This window comes from Bacillus sp. 01N45 (assembly GCF_056399205.1).
This window is the reverse complement of the sequence record NZ_JBFTQW010000005.1, coordinates 195,753-212,451: the sequence shown is the minus strand read 5'-3', so window position 1 is coordinate 212,451 and position 16,699 is coordinate 195,753. Positions and strand designations below refer to the sequence as shown.

The window sequence follows — 16,699 nt, the reverse complement described above, 5'->3', positions numbered from 1 at the left end:
ATAATATGCGAAGAGGTGAGAGAGTAAAATGAGAACTCGTATTGAAAGAACTGTAGAGGTGGTAGATCAACTTCCGTTGGTAAGTGTGTTAATTCCTACGTATAATCGACCTCGCTACTTTGAAAAGGCATTATGTAGTGTGTTAGAACAAACGTATCCTAATATAGAAATTATAGTTGGAGATGATAGTACGAATGACGAAACAGAAAAGGTGTTACAAAAATACTTATGTAATCATTCAAATATTATTTATATAAAAAACAGGTCAACTCTCGGACAATTTGAAAATGCGCTAATGTTATTTAATGAAACGAACGGTGAGTATGTAAATTTTTTAATGGATGATGATATATTTCACGTGAATAAAATTGAAAAAATGATGAAGTATTTTTTGAATGATCTAGATAATGAAATTAAGCTTGTAACATCTCATCGCCAAGTAATTGATGATAAAGGGAAAGAACTACGACATATTTATTCAACTGTCCGTTTATTTGAAGAGGATACGATTATAGAGGGAATAGAATTAGCAAATAGGGTAATTGTGGATCAAAAAAATTATATTGGAGAACCGACAACAGTTTTATTTCGTAAAAATGATTTAGAAGAACCGTATGGGATTTTTGATAAGAGGCGGTATCTATGTAACGTAGATATAGCTTCATGGTTATCTTTATTAAGTAAAGGAAAAGCAGTATATATAGCAGAGACACTTAGTTACTTTCGATTACATCCAGATCAACAGTTAAATGAATCTAATAAAATGATGGATGGGTTAGAAGATTTTTCACATAGTATTATAGCAGGAAAAAAATATGGTTTCTTATCCGACGAAAAAGAATTAGACAAAGCGATAACTAATTTTCTAGAATATGCAAGAAGGATAGTTCCATCATCGATATTGTATACATTAGACTATTATCAAAAAATTAGGAGAAAGAAAATAAACATAGAAAAGAAAAAACAACATATAAATAATAATTCTCCTTTACCAAAAGTAAGTATACTTATTCCCGCGTACAATAGACCTTATTACTTGGAATTAGCGCTCAATAGCGCACTGAATCAAACATATGAAAATATTGAAATTATTATTTCTGACGACAGTACAAATAATGAAGTTAATGCTATGATTCAACCGTATTTACGTGAATATGAGTGTATTACATATGCTAAAAATGAAACTCCGTTAGTTGCTGAAAACTTTAATAAGTGTATAGAACTTGCGAACGGGGATTATATAAACTTTTTATTAGATGATGACTTATTTCATCATGAAAAGATCGAGAGAATGATGAAATACTTTTTGACGTTAGAAAATATTTCATTTGTGACGTCATATCGTGAACTGATTGATGAGAATGGAGAGATATTACCACCCTCAACATTGAATATGAAAATTGCGAAAGAAACTACACTTTTTGAAGGAAAAGAATTAGGAAATTACATATTAAAAAATTTAAAAAATATAGTTGGTGAGCCGACAACTGTTCTGTTTAATCGAGATTTGTTTGAAGGGAAGTTTGGGTATTTTAAAGGAAAGGCTTATTCTTCTATTAATGACATTGCAACTTGGCTAGATATGATGAGGAAAGGAAAAGTAGTTTATATACAAGAACCTCTTAGTTATTTTAGACAACATAGTGGACAAAATCAAAAACAAATACATTTTATTTTAATGACAATTGAAGAGTGGATTGAATTAATTATAGATGCATATAATAGTGGATTTTTAAGTTCTGAGAGAGATTATAAAGAGAGTTTATCTTATTGTTTAGAAAATGCGGGATTTATAGTTAAGGATGCGGTAAGAAATGGGGAACTAGATCAAATTTATAATGAAAAGATAAAAAAAGGGTTAAACAAGCTAGTCGCTCATATGTTTGAGAAAGAATCTTGTTATTGTCAATATTGCAATCAGCAATTTGAAAAATTTTCACCTTGGCCAGCACATTATGATTTTCCGAAATATAAATTTGAGATGTGGAATAAAGATACAGGGATATGCCCAGTTTGTAGTTCAATGGATCGTGAAAGGTTGTATCGTGCGTACATTGAAATGGAAACGGACTTGTTAAGTAGAGAATACACTATGCTTCATATTGCACCTGAAGAGAAGTTAAGAGATTGGTTTAACGAGTATAAAAATATTACGTATGTATGTGGGGATATAGAACCAAAGGATCCATTAATGAAGGAAATTGACGTTACAAGCATTACATATGATAGTAATACTTTTGATGTAATTTTATGTAGCCATGTATTAGAACACGTTCTTGACGATGACAAAGCAATGCGAGAGTTATATAGAGTATTAAAGCCAAATGGATGGGGAATTATTCAAGTACCAATCGTAATGAATGTAGATTCTATTATAGAAAATAAATTAATTGTAACACCACAATTGAGAAAATTAGCTTTTGGTCAAGAAGATCATGTGAGAATTTATAATCAATCGGGATTCATTCAACGATTAATGAATGCAGGGTTTAAGGTGGAATTATATAACGTAGCTGAAAGAAAAGGAATGAAAAGTGCTAGGAAATTTGGATTATCTGAAACAGATACGCTCTATATTGTCCGAAAATGATAGGAAGGAATAGATAGATATGGAGAATATTCCTTTTTTGCGTGCTTCAACTGTACCTGTAATTGAGTATTTGGACGAATTGAAGGAAATAGATACATCTCACATATATACGAATTATGGACCTATAAATCAACGTTTTGAAGAAACAATTATGTCGGAATTTTTTCAGAACAGGGGCGCTGTTACAACGGTGGCAAACGCAACATTAGGGTTAATGGCCGCTATTCAACTTAAGAAAAGAAGAAAAGGAAAATATGCCCTCATGCCTAGTTTTACATTCCCTGCGACTCCATTAGCGGCTATTTGGTGTGGATTGGAACCTTATTTTATTGATATTTCAATAGATGATTGGTATATGGATAAAACAGTACTTTGGGATAAGATTGAAGAATTAAAAGAAGAGGTTGCGATTGTTGTTCCGTACGCAACTTTTGGATCATGGATGGACTTAGAAAAATATGAAGAATTAGAGAAAAAGGGTATTCCGGTTGTCGTAGATGCGGCACCGGGATTTGGGTTAATGAATGGGAGTATGCATTACGGTCAGGATTTTAGTGGTATGATCGTATATAGCTTTCATGCAACAAAGCCGTTCGGAATTGGTGAAGGAGGGCTCATATATAGTAAAAAGGAAGAAGATATACAACGTATTAAAAGAATGGGTAATTTCGGATTTGATAAAAATCGTGAATGTACGATGATGGGGTTTAATTGTAAAATGTCTGAATATGCGGCAGCTGTTGGGATTGCGACTATGAAAAAATGGAATCAAAAATTAAAAGAACGCACCCGTATTTCTGAATGGTATAAACAATTGTTACAAAGTAATGGATTAATGAAAAAAGGATGGAAACTCCAAAAGACAGAAGCAGTTATTCAACAATTTATGCCTATTCTTTGTCCGGAAGAAGTTCACAACATACAAGTAATAGAAGAACTGAAAAAACAGAAAATAGAAGCTAGATTATACTTTTCACCATCATGCCACCAACAAGTTCTTTTTAGAACTTATAAGTCTACAGATTTAATAGAAACGAATAAAATAGCCAAACGAATAGTAAGTTTACCTTTATGGGAAGGAATGACGAAAGAAATAGTAGAACAAATTGTAATCTGTTTAGGGCAGAAGGTGGTGTCGGCAGATGAATAGTTTTTATAGTCAAGAAGAGCTAAAGAAAATTGGATTTTTATCTGTTGGGGAAAATGTATTGATTAGTAAAAAAGCAAGTATATATAATCCAGGTGTTATATCAGTTGGTAATAATGTAAGAATTGATGATTTTTGTATTTTAAGTGGTAAAATCACAATTGGAAGTTATTCGCATATATCAGCGTATACAGCGTTATATGGAGGGGAAGTTGGGATTGAAATGTATGACTTTGCAAATATCTCAGCTAAAACAATCGTATATGCAGTACTAGATGATTTCAGTGGAAATACATTAATGGGGCCAACTGTCCCGAATCAATATAGGAATGTGAAAACAGGAAAAGTTATTTTAAAAAAGCATACGATTATTGGTGCTGATTCTATTATTTTTCCAAATGTAACTGTAGGAGAAGGCACAGCAGTTGGTGCGATGAGTATGGTAAAAGAGAGTTTAGATGATTGGTATATTTATGCTGGAGTTCCCGTAAGAAAAATAAAACCTCGTCAAAAAAAGATGCTAGAGTCAGAAAATGATTTTTTAAAAAGCATTAATTCTTAACAAAAAAGAATTAATGTTTTTTATTTTTAAGATACAGCAAAGTTGTATCTTAACTTATTATGTTTTAAATTTAGCTGACAAAGGCAATACTGAGCCATAGTGAATGTAAAGTTGGAGGGCGAGCATATATGTTTGATGAGGATGGGATTGTTTTAATTATGGAACCAGCTGATGAAAGTAACTTGAGGAGGTTTATTTTTTCGGTGCCAAAGTCAGTGTATGAAAAGAAGGGGCTTACATTACACTATGGAACAGCTATAGGACAAGGATATATGGATATAATTGAAGATATTATTAGCGTAAATATAGAAATAGATGCTGTAACGATAATAGGGCATGTAAGAGGGTAAATAGCTATTTGAAAAAGGTTATAAGTAATTTAGCTAGAAGTTATGCATAGAGAAAATTGCAGACAATTATAAAGGCGAAGGGAGTCTAAAATGAAAATCAAATCAATTTTATTAGTATGTATAGTTTCAATTGGTTTAATGGGATGTTCACTAGTAGAGCAAGGAAAGAACTCCATAGATTATGCTCAAAAAGCGACAGACTATGTAAATGAAATAAGTGCATTTGCAAATGATGCACCAGCATTAGCTGAAAAGGCTGTTAATGATAGCGAAGCTCGAAAAGAGTTAGAAACGAAGCTTAGTGAAATTAAACAAGATATACCCGCTTTCAATGAATTAACACCACCTGATGTAGCAAAGGATCTTCATCAGCAAATCGTCGGATATAACGAAAAGTTAAATACATTAATTGATACGGCAATGACGAAGATAGAAGAAGGAAAAGTGGATGTAGAGCAATTTAAAAACTCTGAGCTTATGCAGACGATTGATCAAGTTCGTGATTTGAAAGAGAAGGTTCAAAATTTAGGACAATAATAAAAAAGCTCCGTTTGTGATGAACGGAGCTTTTTTATGTTTTCTAATGGAAAAGTTTATAATATTTTCTTCCTATAATATAAGTGTTTTTTTATATCTTCCATTGTTCTAAAATATGTATTGTTTTATTAGTTGCATCCATGTTCACTTGAGCACCTATCGGCATAGTGATCATCGGATGGGTATGACAACAATCAAAGTCAGCTAATAAAGGAATTCTTTGATTTTGCAGTACTTCTAATAATATTTCATAAGGTTTGCGATTTGTACCACAATCATCAAACTGCTCATGTTTTCCAAGAATAATACCTGAAACTTTATCAAATACGCCGTTAACTTTAAGTAATGAAAAGCTTCTTTCAATAGTAGCTGCATCTTTTGAACTATCCTCAATAAATAAAATATCCCCATTTTGAATACATGGCATATAAGGACTACCCCAAATTCCTTCTATTGTATTTAAGTTCCCTCCAATAATACGTCCAGTAGCTTGTCCATTTGTTACGGAAATCCAATTATTTGGTTTAAGTTCTTTTTCTTTCGTTTTCACTTCCCAATTAATAAATTCATCTGACCAAAATAAAGGCTGTTTTATGTTGTAAGGAAGCGATTGATCATGTAGTAATGTTTAATTGTATGTATAATCTACAAAAGGCTCAAATTCTCCAAAGGAGGGGACGAGTGCCGGACCGTAAAATGTAGGGATTCCTGTTTTGGCATAAATCCCTAGCAATAAAGCTGTTGCATCTGAATAGCCAATCATTATTTTAGGGTTATTTTGAAAAGCATCATAATCAATATAAGGTAATAAGGAATTGGAATTCATACCGCCAATTGTTGACATAATACAAGATACATTAGGATTCCTTATTAAAGCATTCAGTTCCTCGGCACGCTCTTGTATACTGCCGGAGCGATAATAATCATATCGACCTGTTAGTGAACCTTCTAATATGTGAAACCCTTTCTGTTGTAAATAAGATTTCGCTCGTTCAAATCTTTTAGGAGAAGTGTAGGTTGCTGGTGAAGAGGGCGAATAAATGCCGATTGTGTCTCCGTATTTTAATGGTTTTGGAAGTAGCATCGTAAGAATCCTTTCTATTGAATTATGAGTTTCTAATATTACCATTGAATATTCTTATATTTCGGTATTATTAGTGTAACATAAATGTATTAGATGAATAAATATGCTTTTTACCTTGACGATATAAAGTAATTATTGTTATGGTTAAACGTGAGTGTATAAAAGGTTTGCTAAAGGAGTTTTGAAATGAAGCGGTTAAAATGGGGAAGGCTGACGATCCTAGTAGTCATTATTTTAGGGATATGTTGGTTCTTATTCCAAGGAACTCAAAAGAGTGCAACAAATATAGAGGGACAACCTTTACAGGTGGCAGAACTACCTAAAACAGGATTAGCTGAAAAAGTAGTGCCACCAAAGTACATACCACCGAAAATTGATGCAAAAGCAGCTATGATTATTGATGCGAATAATGGAGAAGTTATTTATCAACATAATGAAAAAGAAGCTTTTGCGCCAGCAAGCATGTCTAAGATGATGACAGCGTATCTTCTATTAGAAAATGTACATAATGGGAAAGTTCGCTGGGAAGATCCGGTGAAAATGAGTATGAAAGCGGCACAAACAGAGGGTGCGAGAATCCCAGTCCAAGTGAATGACACATTGACTGTTAAAGATTTGTACCATGCATTAATGATTGAATCGGCAAATAATTCGGCTGTAGCTTTAGCAGAACATATGGCTAAGACGGAGAAAGATTTCGTTCAGCTTATGAATGCAAAAGCGAAGGAGTTAAAAATGTCGGATTATGCTAAATTCGCAAATGCATCAGGACTACAAGAACCTGATGGAAGTGAGACGAAGATGACGGCTGCTGATGTAGCAAACTTGGCGTATCATCTAATAAAAGACTATCCAGAAATATTAGAAGTGACTCACTTACGTCAAAGTCAGTTAGCATTTAATAATATTAATGTTATAAGTACAAATGATATGTTAAACAAAAATAATAAAGCTTTATATATAGAAGGAATAGACGGATTAAAAACAGGATTTACAGATAGCGCGGGGTATTGTTTTACGGGTACAGCAAAACAAGGTGATACTCGTATTATTACTGTTGTAATGGGAACGAAAGGTAAAACGCAGCGTTTTACAGAGACGAACAAGCTAATGTCTTATGCTTTTGGCTTAGTTAATTAAGTGAAATACTGAGTTGGATCATCATATAAGCAAGGCAATTTGTTGTTACTTATTATCGGTAACAATAAATTGCCTTTTTATTGTTAGTATTAGGAAGTAAAAAGGTAAAAAATGTGAGTGTTATTATTTGAGTTTATTATTGTTTGTTGATAGTATAAAGTTAGAAGCTTATTAATGATAAGTTTTAAGAGGCGGAACATGATGTATACATATGAAAAAGCCTCAAATGAAAATTGGAGGGAATTATGATGGCAAAAGATTTTTACACAGCAATTGAAGACAGAAGATCTATTTACGCGATTAGTAAAGAGCAAGTAGTTTCTGATGAAAAAATTCAAGAAGTGATTTATCATGCTGTAAAACATACACCTTCAGCTTTTAACTCTCAGAGCGCCCGCGTTGTCGTCTTGCTAGGAGAACAACATGATAAGTTATGGGATATTACGAAAGAAACGTTACGAAAAATTGTACCTGAAAATAACTTTGCATCTACTGAAGAAAAAATGAATGCATTTAAAAGTGGTTATGGAACGGTTTTATACTTTGAAGACAGTCAAGTAGTGGAAGAACTGCAAGAAAACTTTGCATTATACAAAGAGAATTTCCCAACGTGGTCACAGCAATCCTCAGGAATGTTACAATTTGCAATTTGGACAGCTTTAGAAATTGAAGGATTTGGTGCTACATTGCAGCATTACAATCCATTAATTGATGAAGAAGTGAGAAAAGAATGGGAAGTTCCAGAAAGCTGGAAACTTACTGCGCAAATGCCGTTTGGTAAACCGGTGGTACCTGCAGGTGAAAAAGAATACCAACCTTTAGAAAATCGTGTGAAAATTTATAAATAATGCGAGATAAAAGGTGAACAGGGATACAACCTGTTCACCTTTTATAAGTAATAAGGATTTTTTTGATAGGAATTTTTCATCTGATCTTTTAATTCGTTTTTACGTGTTTCAATAGTTGATATTTTTTGTAAGGTAATAATTGAAACGAATTGAAAAAAAGCAGAGTACAATTCTATATTTTTATTTATAGGATCATCTATTATGTTTTTCATAAATATACCTCCTTTTTTAATCCCATTATTTGCGGGCAATAAGACTTCCATCTCAAAATTCAATGTACCGCCCTGTAAAAGTTCCATAGGTTTCAGTGTAGGGTAAATAAAATTTGTATTGGTTAAAATACCACTATATATATGATAATATAAATATCCTATAAATTCCATAGTTAGTGAAAAATAGGAAGTGGTGTGTGTGTTTTCGCCAAATTAGAACAGAATTTTTGAAGTTAAATCTTACAAATCGTCAAATCTTTTATAAGTGATAGATAGTATCAAAAAAAGTTTTCTGAAAATATTATACTATTGATTAAAAAAGCATTTTTTGTCATGATAAGAGTATGCTTTATGTAAGGGACTTTACTAGAAAATACATTCTTTGCATTGGATTCGATGAATAGAGTTTTTCAAAGTGGATAGAAAATGTATATTAAGATAATGAATGAAATGTCGAATTTTCAATGAAATACATAAGAGAATTGAAAAAAGCATTGCAAAAACAATAAGTTTAATGGTAAAGTTCACATGAAGTTCACACGGAATTCACTTCATTCATTTAAAATGAACTCTGTGTGAAAAATAAAACTCTTGTTAAAAAATGGAACTTAATGAATATTTTACTTTGATAATATTGTAATGTATTAAGTTTATAAGTTTTTTTAAGAGGATAGTAGGGAAAGGAAGTAAAGACAACTTATGAAAAAAGTAATTGCAGGTTTAGCAGCAGCTTCTGTAGTGGGTGTTGCAGTTCCAGGTATGGATTCTGCTCAGGCACAAGTTTCAAATGAGGCGCTAAAAGAAATTAATGGACAAACTCAAACTCAAACGACTGTAACTGAAACAAAAAAGGTAGAAACAACTTCTGAATTAAAATACACGGTAACAGCTGATGTATTAAATGTACGTTCAGGTGCTGGTACAGGACATAACGTTATTTCTAAAGTGAAATCAGGTCAAGTACTACAAGTAATTGGACAAGAAAACGGTTGGTTCAAAGTAACTGTAAACGGTCAAACTGGTTATGTAAGTGGTGACTTCGTAACGACTGGTGGTAAAACAGGAACTACTGTTCAACAAGGAACTGGTACTTACACAGTAAACGTTTCTTCACTAAACGTACGTACAGGCCCAAGTACATCTCATACAGTATTAGGCTCTGTAAATAAAGGTAAAACAGTACAAGTTGTTGGAGAAGTACAAGATTGGTTTAAAATCAACTTCAATGGTGGAACTGGATACGTAAGCAAAGACTTCGTAACAAAAGGTGGTTCTGCTGTATCTAACGAAACAAAACAACCAACTACAAACAACAATACTACTACAGTTCAAACTGGTGGTTCTTATGTTGTTAACACTGGTGCTTTAAAAGTACGTACAGGCCCAGCTACATACAACGCTGTAATCGGTGGCGTAACACAAGGTAAAGTATTAAACGTTACTGGCGCTGAAAATGGTTGGTACAAAATTAACCATAACGGCCGTACAGGTTACGTAAGTGCAGACTTCGTTAAGTTTGTAAAAGGCGGAGTAAACAACGTTACAAATAACAATAACGTTACAAATAACGTTCAACAACCAGGTAAAGACGTACAAAAACCAACAACAGGTGGAGATACATCTTCAATCGCTGGATTCGCTAGATCATTAAATGGTTCACCATACAGAACTGCTGGTACAACACCTGCTGGTTTTGACTGCAGTGGATTCATTCACTACGTATTAAATCAAACTGGTCATAAAGGCGCTCGTCAAACAGTCGCTGGATACTGGAGCTCTAAAACAAAAACTAGCAATCCACAACCAGGTGATTTAGTATACTTCCAAAATACTTATAAATCAGGTCCTTCTCACATGGGTGTTTACTTAGGAAACGGTCAGTTCATTAGTGCAGAAACTGATGCAACTGGTGTACGTATTAGTTCTGTAAGTAACTCTTACTGGAGCAAGCACATGTTAGGTTACACAAAAGCATACTAAGAAAAAGTAGTTTATATACTTTTCGTATAGAGAAAAGGCTTTCCAGGGAAACTTGGGAAGCCTTTTTATAGTTGAGTAAATTGGGAATGTAGTAGTTTTTACTGTAACTTCCCATTTAAAAATCGAGCGTATAGGTCATGAAAGTAGTTGGGACGAAATAAGTTTGCTGCATGTCCTGCTAACGGTATTTCTTTATATAAAACGTTAGGAAGAACGGACTTTAAATCAAAAAGACAAGATTTATAGAGATGATCATGTTCACCCATTACCCATAATATAGGGTGGGGAAGTGATTTTAATTTAGATTTTAAATCGAATTCTAAACGATGCCGTAATGATTGGGAAATAATTGATGAATGTAATTGCAATCCGAAACGGTAATAAATATTTCTTGAAATGACTGCGAACGGATTTGCCTTTAGTATGCCACTTGGAAAAATGGTATTTGCATATTGAGAGAGCCATTTAGAGTATTCGTCTCCGCGCTTCTCCCAAAATTTTTGAAATACGTTATATAAAAGGGATGGATTATTATAATGTCCACCAATATGACAAATGCTTAATACTTTTTCTGGGTGCATTTGTGCAAAAATTGTAGAGATATAACAGCCATAACTTAGAGCGCAAATATGAGCTTTTGTAATACCTTCTTTTTCATATAATTTCAATAGTTGATCTACGAGGCGCTGTAATGAAAATTCGATAGCTTCTCCTTTATCGTCGCCGTGACCTAATAAGTCATAAGTAATAATGTTGTAAGAGGCGGAAAATCGCTTATGCTCTTTTTTGAAGGCACGACGATTGCCGACTAATCCATGAATAAAAATGATTGTTTCCTTTTCGGAATGTATATTTGTTTGCAAAAAGGATACTCCTTTCAATAACGGGAGATTTATACAGTATTGTAAATTAGTTATCTATAATTCACATAGAATAATATTAAGTACCAGGTAATAATATCAGATGTTTATATCTGTTGTAAAGATGCATTTGTATGTATATTTTGTAAAAACAGAAAAAGTGTGTTTACATTCAGTTTACATTTGTATTGTATTCTACTTTTAGAAAGAACAGTTTGGTTGAACACGAGGAGATGAACAAAAATGGAAGTTAGAAATGAGATGGAGAAAAAAGGGAGATGGAGGCAGTTTTTACGCCTTATTCAAGATACAAATCCTCCAAAGGGGATTCTTGCTTTTGCGTTATTAATGAGTTTACTTTCTACTGGAGCAAGTTTATTTATACCGATGTTAACGAAGGGCTTAGTAGATAATTTTTCACTTTCGTCAATTAGTACAGGACAAATTGTTGGGCTAATTGCATTCTTTATTATGCAAACTATAGCCGCGGGATTGTCTATATATTTACTAAATTATATAGGACAGAAGATTGTAGCTGGACTGAGAGAACGTTTGTGGAAAAAGGTGCTTATTTTACCGGTAACTTATTATGATCAAAATAGAACAGGCGATACAATTAGCCGTATGACAAATGATACAGGAGTTGTGAAAACGTTAATTTCTGAGCATTTGTCAAATTTATTAACAGGCGGTATTTCAATTGTTGGATCATTAATTGTACTATTTGTTTTAGATTGGAAAATGACACTTTTACTTTTAACGGTTATTCCGTTATCAGTACTCATCTTAGTTCCACTTGGACGAAAAATGTATAAGATTTCAAAAGCACTTCAAGATGAAACGGCTTCTTTTACTAGTGTATTAACACAAGTATTATCAGAAATTCGTTTAGTGAAATCTTCGAACACAGAAAAAAAGGAATATGAAACTGGAAATAAAGGTATTGAAAAGCTATTACAATTTGGCTTGAAAGAGGGAAAAGTGCAAGCGTTAATTTCACCAGTTATGTCGTTTGTTTTAATGGCATTACTTGTTATTATCGTAGGGTATGGTGGAATGCGAGTTTCTAGCGGTGCATTAACAACAGGAGAACTAGTAGCATTTATTTTATATTTAGTTCAAATTATAATGCCGATGAGTCAATTATCTATGTTCTTTACACAATTCCAAAAGGCAATTGGTGCAACGGAAAGAATTAATACAATTTTAGAATATGAAGTAGAAGATCATGAAACTGGTGTGAAAGTCACAAATGCTAAGCAGCCAATCGTTCTTGAAAATGTATATTTTGAGTATAACGAAGAAGAGAAAGTTTTAAAGAATATTGATTTCACAATTGAATCAGGAAAAGTAACAGCGATTGTAGGACCAAGTGGTAGCGGGAAAACGACGTTATTCTCACTATTAGAACGTTTTTACGAGCCAACTAGCGGTGCCGTTAAATTAGGAAAAGACTCAATTACGAGTTATTCATTGCAATCATGGCGACGTCAAATTGGTTACGTTTCACAAGATAGTCCGTTAATTGATGGGACAATTCGTGATAATATTTGCTACGGTGTTGAGGGTGAAGTAACAGATGAAGAAATTGAAAAAGTAGCAGCGATGGCATATGTTGATGCATTTATTCATGATTTGCCAAACGGATATGCAACAGAAGTTGGAGAGCGTGGTGTGAAGCTTTCTGGAGGGCAAAGACAGCGAATTGCAATTGCTCGAGCGTTACTTCGAAATCCACAAATTCTTATGTTAGATGAAGCAACTTCCAGTCTAGATAGTAAATCAGAGTCTGTCGTTCAGAAAGCGTTAAATAACTTAATGAAAGGCAGAACAACATTAGTTATTGCACATAGACTTTCTACTGTTGTGGATGCAGATAAAATTATCTTTATAGAAAAAGGGAATCTTACAGGAAGCGGTACACATGATGAATTATTACAGACACATGATATGTATCGTGAATTTGCAACGCAACAATTGAAAATTAAAGAGGGCGTATTATAAAATGAATCATCAGTGGGGTTTTTACTCCACTAATGATTCATTTTTAAAAGTTTTATAAAGGATGCGAATTAGAAAGGAAATGGTTTCTTTGATACCTAACATTTTAATAGTGGACGATGATCCGCACATTAGGGAACTTGTTTCTGTATTTTTAGAACGAGAAGGTTTTCAAACATATGAGGCAATTGATGGACTAGATGCACTTCAGAAAATAGACGAAGTAAAAGTTGATATGGTTGTTCTTGATATCATGATGCCAAATATGGATGGATTTGATGTATGTTTTGAATTAAGGAAGTACTATGATATTCCGATTTTGATGCTAACTGCTAAAGGGGAAACGTCTCAAAAAGTAAAAGGATTTCACCTTGGCACGGATGATTATCTTGTAAAACCATTTGATCCTATAGAACTAGTAGTGAGAGTTAAGGCGTTATTGAAACGTTACCAAATTACAGTGTCGCAATCGATTCAAATTGGGAATGTACTGTTAAATCGTAAAACATTTGAAGTTACAGCCGGAGAACAAACAGTCACATTACCGCTAAAAGAATTCGAATTGCTCTTTACTTTAGGTTCTAAAGCAGGAAGAACTTGTGCGAGAGAGCAGTTAATTGAAGATGTATGGGGATATGATTTTGAAGGGAATGAACGTACACTAGACGTTCATATTAATCGACTACGTGAGAAGTTTCAAGAAGAGAAGTCGAAGTTTAGTATTAAAACGATAAGAGGATTAGGGTATCGCTTAGAGGTAAGTAAATGAGGAAAAGAAAACGAATGAGTAAGTTGAAGATGTTGAAAGTAACGGGAGCGGTATTAGCGCTTTTTTCTTTTCTCACTATAATTTGGTCTATCGCATTTTATGTAGCAACTAGTATATTGAATGCTTTTGAAGTAAACGTATCGTCGTTTGTGGCCTTTCTAATTAGTGATATGGTCGGTTTTGTATTTATTGTTCTTATCTGGACATTGATTGGGATATTAATGAGACCAAAACGAGAGGCAATGATTTGGACTATTATTGAACCGATACAAAAAATTGCAAAAGGAGACTTCTCCGTAAAAATACGAAATGAAGAAAAGTATGATGGAGAAATTGGTGTACTCGTAAAAAGTATAAATGATATGACAGATGAACTGAATGCGATGGAGAAAATGCGCCAGGAATTTGTATCGAATGTTTCTCATGAAATACAGTCACCATTAACATCTATAAAAGGATTTGCTAGAGCGCTACAAGATAACAATCTTTCCGAGGAAAAACGAAAGCATTATCTTACCATTATTGAAACGGAAACGACGAGATTATCTAAACTAAGCCAAAATTTACTGAAACTAACTCTTTTAGAGTCGGAAGAGTATACACCAGAAAGAGTGACTTATCGATTAGATCAACAGTTAAAGCAAACTGTGTTAAATAGTGAACCGCTCTGGGCTGAAAAAGAAATTGAATTAGATCTTGATTTAGAAAAAGTGTATATAATTGCGGATCAAGAAAGTATGAGTCAAGTGTGGATTAATTTAATTCATAATAGTATTAAATTTACGCCAAGTCGTGGCACAATTACAATTCAGTTAAAAGAATATGAGAAATTCGTAGAAATACGTATCCATGATTCGGGAATTGGTATATCTGAAAAACAAAAACAACATATTTTTGAACGGTTTTATAAAGCGGATTCTTCACGAAATCGTGCTTATGGAGGAAGTGGCTTAGGCTTGGCCATTGTAAAAAAGGTACTTGACCTTCATCAAGGAGAAATAAAAGTCGAGAGTGAGGAAGGGAATGGAACAGAATTTATTGTGTGTATTCCGAATTATGAAGAGAAATAGTGTTAGGAGGATATCTTCTAACACTATTTTTCTTTAAAAATACATTCCCCGTTACTGCAACTATATTGATAAGCTGTTCCTTGGCCATTCATACGGTATGAATAATCTGATTCTTTATCTTTCTTAAAGTCAACATATGCTTCTGCACCGTTTGTATCATCATCGATATCAATGAATTGAACATAGCGTATAGAATAATCTTTCTTTTCGCTTAAACCTCTTTCTTGCAAGTTAGTATGGATACCGTCTACTAACTCGTCAAACAATGACCAGTTTAAATTAAGATTTTTAAATGACTCAGTATGTCTTCCTAAAATGCCGTTGTCTTGTATTATTTTCTTATTATTATCGTATGTATAAGAGTATGTAAAATAAGGTTCGTCTTTATATACTACCTCTGCATAATAGCCGATATTATAAATGGGAGTATATTTTCCGGTTATGCTTTGTATTTCTTTTTGCTTATAGCCTTGTATAGTATAGAGATAGTCGCTAGTATCTTTTTCTATTACTTTATAATGTAGTGGATTACCAAATATAAAGTACATAGCCAAAAATATGATACATAGTCCGACTGCAGTTAGTGACAAGAACCATTTTTTTCTTTTCATACACATACACTCTCCTATGCTGGATTTATTTTTATTTTACATGAATTATGGCAAAAACATGAGACTTATCAATAAAAACTTTCCATAGTTACCTATAAGTAACCTACGCACATGAAAGTGCATCATTGCCTTTTTACATAAACACAGATACAATTTTAATATAATACATAACTGAGATGATTAAGGAGTGTTATACTTGGCAGAATTATTACAAGGTAAAAATGCTTTAATTACAGGAGCAGGTAGAGGAATTGGTCGCGCTGTAGCAATCGCATTAGCGAAAGAGGGCGTAAATGTAGGTCTTTTAGCTCGTTCAGAAGAAAACTTGAAAGCTGTAGCGAAAGAAGTAGAAGCAGAAGGCGTAAAAGCTGTTATTGCGACTGCTGATGTATCTTCATATGAAGAGGTAACGACTGCAATTGAAACGTTAAAAAATGGTTTAGGGTCTATCGATATTTTAATTAATAACGCTGGTATTTCTAAGTTCGGTAAGTTTTTAGAATTAGACGTTGCTGATTGGGAAAAAATCATTCAAGTAAACTTAATGGGTGTATACTATGCAACTCGTGCAGCTTTACCAAGTATGATTGAACAACAATCTGGTGATATTATTAACATTTCATCTACAGCAGGACAAAAAGGTGCACCTGTAACAAGTGCATACAGTGCTTCTAAATTTGGTGTTCTTGGCTTAACAGAATCGTTAGCGATGGAAGTTCGCAAACATAATATTCGTGTAACAGCTTTAACTCCAAGTACAGTAGCAACTGATATGGCTGTAGATTTAGGGTTAACTGATGGAAACCCAGATAAAGTAATGCAAGCAGAAGATATTGCAGAGTTTATCGTAGCGCAGCTGAAATTAAATAAACGTACATTTATTAAATCAGCAGGACTTTGGTCTACTAATCCGTAAGGGATAATTTCATAAACAAAAG

The 16,699-nt window shown here is 33.4% G+C and carries 15 protein-coding genes and 1 pseudogene; 12 read left to right on the top strand and 4 right to left on the bottom strand.

Annotated features, from left to right (window positions below):
- The first annotated feature begins 28 nt into the window (after positions 1-28).
- The 5 genes from AC1DMU_RS14050 to AC1DMU_RS14030 all read left to right on the top strand — a co-directional run bounded on the left by AC1DMU_RS14050 (position 29) and on the right by AC1DMU_RS14030 (position 5,186).
- Positions 29-2,590: a glycosyltransferase gene (locus tag AC1DMU_RS14050; RefSeq protein ID WP_088063062.1), complete on the top strand. Its 2,562-nt coding sequence runs from the start codon at positions 29-31 to the stop codon at positions 2,588-2,590.
- Between the two features lie 19 nt (positions 2,591-2,609).
- Positions 2,610-3,740 carry an aminotransferase class I/II-fold pyridoxal phosphate-dependent enzyme gene (locus tag AC1DMU_RS14045; RefSeq protein WP_088063063.1) on the top strand — a complete coding sequence of 377 codons (1,131 nt, stop codon included), beginning with the start codon at positions 2,610-2,612 and terminating at the stop codon, positions 3,738-3,740.
- The gene (locus tag AC1DMU_RS14040; protein WP_088063064.1) at positions 3,733-4,299 is read left to right on the top strand and encodes an acyltransferase; all 567 of its coding nucleotides are present in this window, start codon (positions 3,733-3,735) and stop codon (positions 4,297-4,299) included. Before AC1DMU_RS14045 ends, AC1DMU_RS14040 begins: the two co-directional genes overlap by 8 nt.
- Positions 4,300-4,427: 128 nt before the next feature.
- Positions 4,428-4,649, top strand: a complete 222-nt coding sequence (locus tag AC1DMU_RS14035; protein ID WP_087982911.1) for a hypothetical protein — start codon at positions 4,428-4,430, stop codon at positions 4,647-4,649.
- Positions 4,650-4,739: 90 nt separating this feature from the next.
- Positions 4,740-5,186: a DUF6376 family protein gene (locus AC1DMU_RS14030; protein ID WP_087982909.1), complete on the top strand. Its 447-nt coding sequence runs from the start codon at positions 4,740-4,742 to the stop codon at positions 5,184-5,186.
- Positions 5,187-5,277: 91 nt separating this feature from the next.
- Here the strand turns inward: AC1DMU_RS14030 and AC1DMU_RS14025 are convergent.
- Positions 5,278-6,270: pseudogene (locus tag AC1DMU_RS14025) on the bottom strand (S66 family peptidase).
- Positions 6,271-6,456: 186 nt separating this feature from the next.
- Here AC1DMU_RS14025 and AC1DMU_RS14020 point away from each other — a divergent pair.
- Positions 6,457-7,410, top strand: a complete 954-nt coding sequence (locus tag AC1DMU_RS14020; protein ID WP_088063065.1) for a D-alanyl-D-alanine carboxypeptidase family protein — start codon at positions 6,457-6,459, stop codon at positions 7,408-7,410.
- 245 nt (positions 7,411-7,655) lie between these two features.
- Positions 7,656-8,258 carry a nitroreductase family protein gene (locus tag AC1DMU_RS14015; protein WP_170968397.1) on the top strand — a complete coding sequence of 201 codons (603 nt, stop codon included), beginning with the start codon at positions 7,656-7,658 and terminating at the stop codon, positions 8,256-8,258.
- A gap of 41 nt (positions 8,259-8,299) precedes the next feature.
- On the opposite strand, the gene AC1DMU_RS14010 is transcribed toward AC1DMU_RS14015, so the two are convergent.
- A complete protein-coding gene (locus AC1DMU_RS14010) occupies positions 8,300-8,470 on the bottom strand; it encodes a hypothetical protein (RefSeq protein ID WP_048543210.1) in 171 nt (56 codons plus the stop codon).
- A gap of 699 nt (positions 8,471-9,169) precedes the next feature.
- On the opposite strand from AC1DMU_RS14010, the gene entFM reads away from it, so the two are divergent.
- Positions 9,170-10,450 (top strand): enterotoxin EntFM, encoded by a 1,281-nt coding sequence (gene entFM, locus AC1DMU_RS14005; protein WP_000755539.1) that lies wholly within the window; start codon positions 9,170-9,172, stop codon positions 10,448-10,450.
- A 98-nt stretch (positions 10,451-10,548) separates the two neighbouring features.
- Here entFM and AC1DMU_RS14000 read toward each other — a convergent pair whose 3' ends face one another.
- Positions 10,549-11,313 (bottom strand): alpha/beta fold hydrolase, encoded by a 765-nt coding sequence (locus tag AC1DMU_RS14000; RefSeq protein WP_088063066.1) that lies wholly within the window; start codon positions 11,311-11,313, stop codon positions 10,549-10,551.
- Between the two features lie 240 nt (positions 11,314-11,553).
- Between AC1DMU_RS14000 and AC1DMU_RS13995 the strand changes: the two genes are divergently transcribed.
- The 3 genes from AC1DMU_RS13995 to hitS all read left to right on the top strand — a co-directional run bounded on the left by AC1DMU_RS13995 (position 11,554) and on the right by hitS (position 15,150).
- Positions 11,554-13,314 carry an ABC transporter ATP-binding protein gene (locus AC1DMU_RS13995; RefSeq protein ID WP_088063067.1) on the top strand — a complete coding sequence of 587 codons (1,761 nt, stop codon included), beginning with the start codon at positions 11,554-11,556 and terminating at the stop codon, positions 13,312-13,314.
- Between the two features lie 88 nt (positions 13,315-13,402).
- Positions 13,403-14,080: a response regulator transcription factor gene (hitR, locus tag AC1DMU_RS13990; protein ID WP_217993520.1), complete on the top strand. Its 678-nt coding sequence runs from the start codon at positions 13,403-13,405 to the stop codon at positions 14,078-14,080.
- Positions 14,077-15,150, top strand: coding sequence for an envelope stress sensor histidine kinase HitS (gene hitS / locus AC1DMU_RS13985; RefSeq protein WP_098082534.1), 1,074 nt, complete (start codon positions 14,077-14,079; stop codon positions 15,148-15,150). The genes hitR and hitS overlap by 4 nt, the downstream gene beginning before the upstream one ends.
- A 23-nt stretch (positions 15,151-15,173) precedes the next feature.
- Here the strand turns inward: hitS and AC1DMU_RS13980 are convergent, their stop codons facing one another.
- Positions 15,174-15,761 carry a DUF3139 domain-containing protein gene (locus AC1DMU_RS13980; RefSeq protein WP_131933543.1) on the bottom strand — a complete coding sequence of 196 codons (588 nt, stop codon included), beginning with the start codon at positions 15,759-15,761 and terminating at the stop codon, positions 15,174-15,176.
- Positions 15,762-15,957: 196 nt separating this feature from the next.
- On the opposite strand from AC1DMU_RS13980, the gene AC1DMU_RS13975 reads away from it, so the two are divergent.
- On the top strand, positions 15,958-16,677 hold the full coding sequence (locus AC1DMU_RS13975) for a 3-ketoacyl-ACP reductase (RefSeq protein ID WP_000818985.1): 720 nt from the start codon (positions 15,958-15,960) through the stop codon (positions 16,675-16,677).
- The last annotated feature ends 22 nt before the right edge of the window (positions 16,678-16,699 follow it).

Bases quoted from the DNA above. Each gene is read 5' to 3' on its own strand.
- AC1DMU_RS14010 (WP_048543210.1), bottom strand. From the start codon at position 8,470: ATGAAAAACATAATAGATGATCCTATAAATAAAAATATAGAATTGTAC.
- AC1DMU_RS13980 (WP_131933543.1), bottom strand. From the start codon at position 15,761: ATGAAAAGAAAAAAATGGTTCTTGTCACTAACTGCAGTCGGACTATGT.
- AC1DMU_RS14050 (WP_088063062.1), top strand. From the start codon at position 29: ATGAGAACTCGTATTGAAAGAACTGTAGAGGTGGTAGATCAACTTCCG.
- entFM (WP_000755539.1), top strand. From the start codon at position 9,170: ATGAAAAAAGTAATTGCAGGTTTAGCAGCAGCTTCTGTAGTGGGTGTT.
- AC1DMU_RS13995 (WP_088063067.1), top strand. From the start codon at position 11,554: ATGGAAGTTAGAAATGAGATGGAGAAAAAAGGGAGATGGAGGCAGTTT.
- AC1DMU_RS14015 (WP_170968397.1), top strand. From the start codon at position 7,656: ATGATGGCAAAAGATTTTTACACAGCAATTGAAGACAGAAGATCTATT.
- hitS (WP_098082534.1), top strand. From the start codon at position 14,077: ATGAGGAAAAGAAAACGAATGAGTAAGTTGAAGATGTTGAAAGTAACG.
- AC1DMU_RS14045 (WP_088063063.1), top strand. From the start codon at position 2,610: ATGGAGAATATTCCTTTTTTGCGTGCTTCAACTGTACCTGTAATTGAG.
- AC1DMU_RS14035 (WP_087982911.1), top strand. From the start codon at position 4,428: ATGTTTGATGAGGATGGGATTGTTTTAATTATGGAACCAGCTGATGAA.
- AC1DMU_RS14040 (WP_088063064.1), top strand. From the start codon at position 3,733: ATGAATAGTTTTTATAGTCAAGAAGAGCTAAAGAAAATTGGATTTTTA.
- AC1DMU_RS14030 (WP_087982909.1), top strand. From the start codon at position 4,740: ATGAAAATCAAATCAATTTTATTAGTATGTATAGTTTCAATTGGTTTA.
- AC1DMU_RS14020 (WP_088063065.1), top strand. From the start codon at position 6,457: ATGAAGCGGTTAAAATGGGGAAGGCTGACGATCCTAGTAGTCATTATT.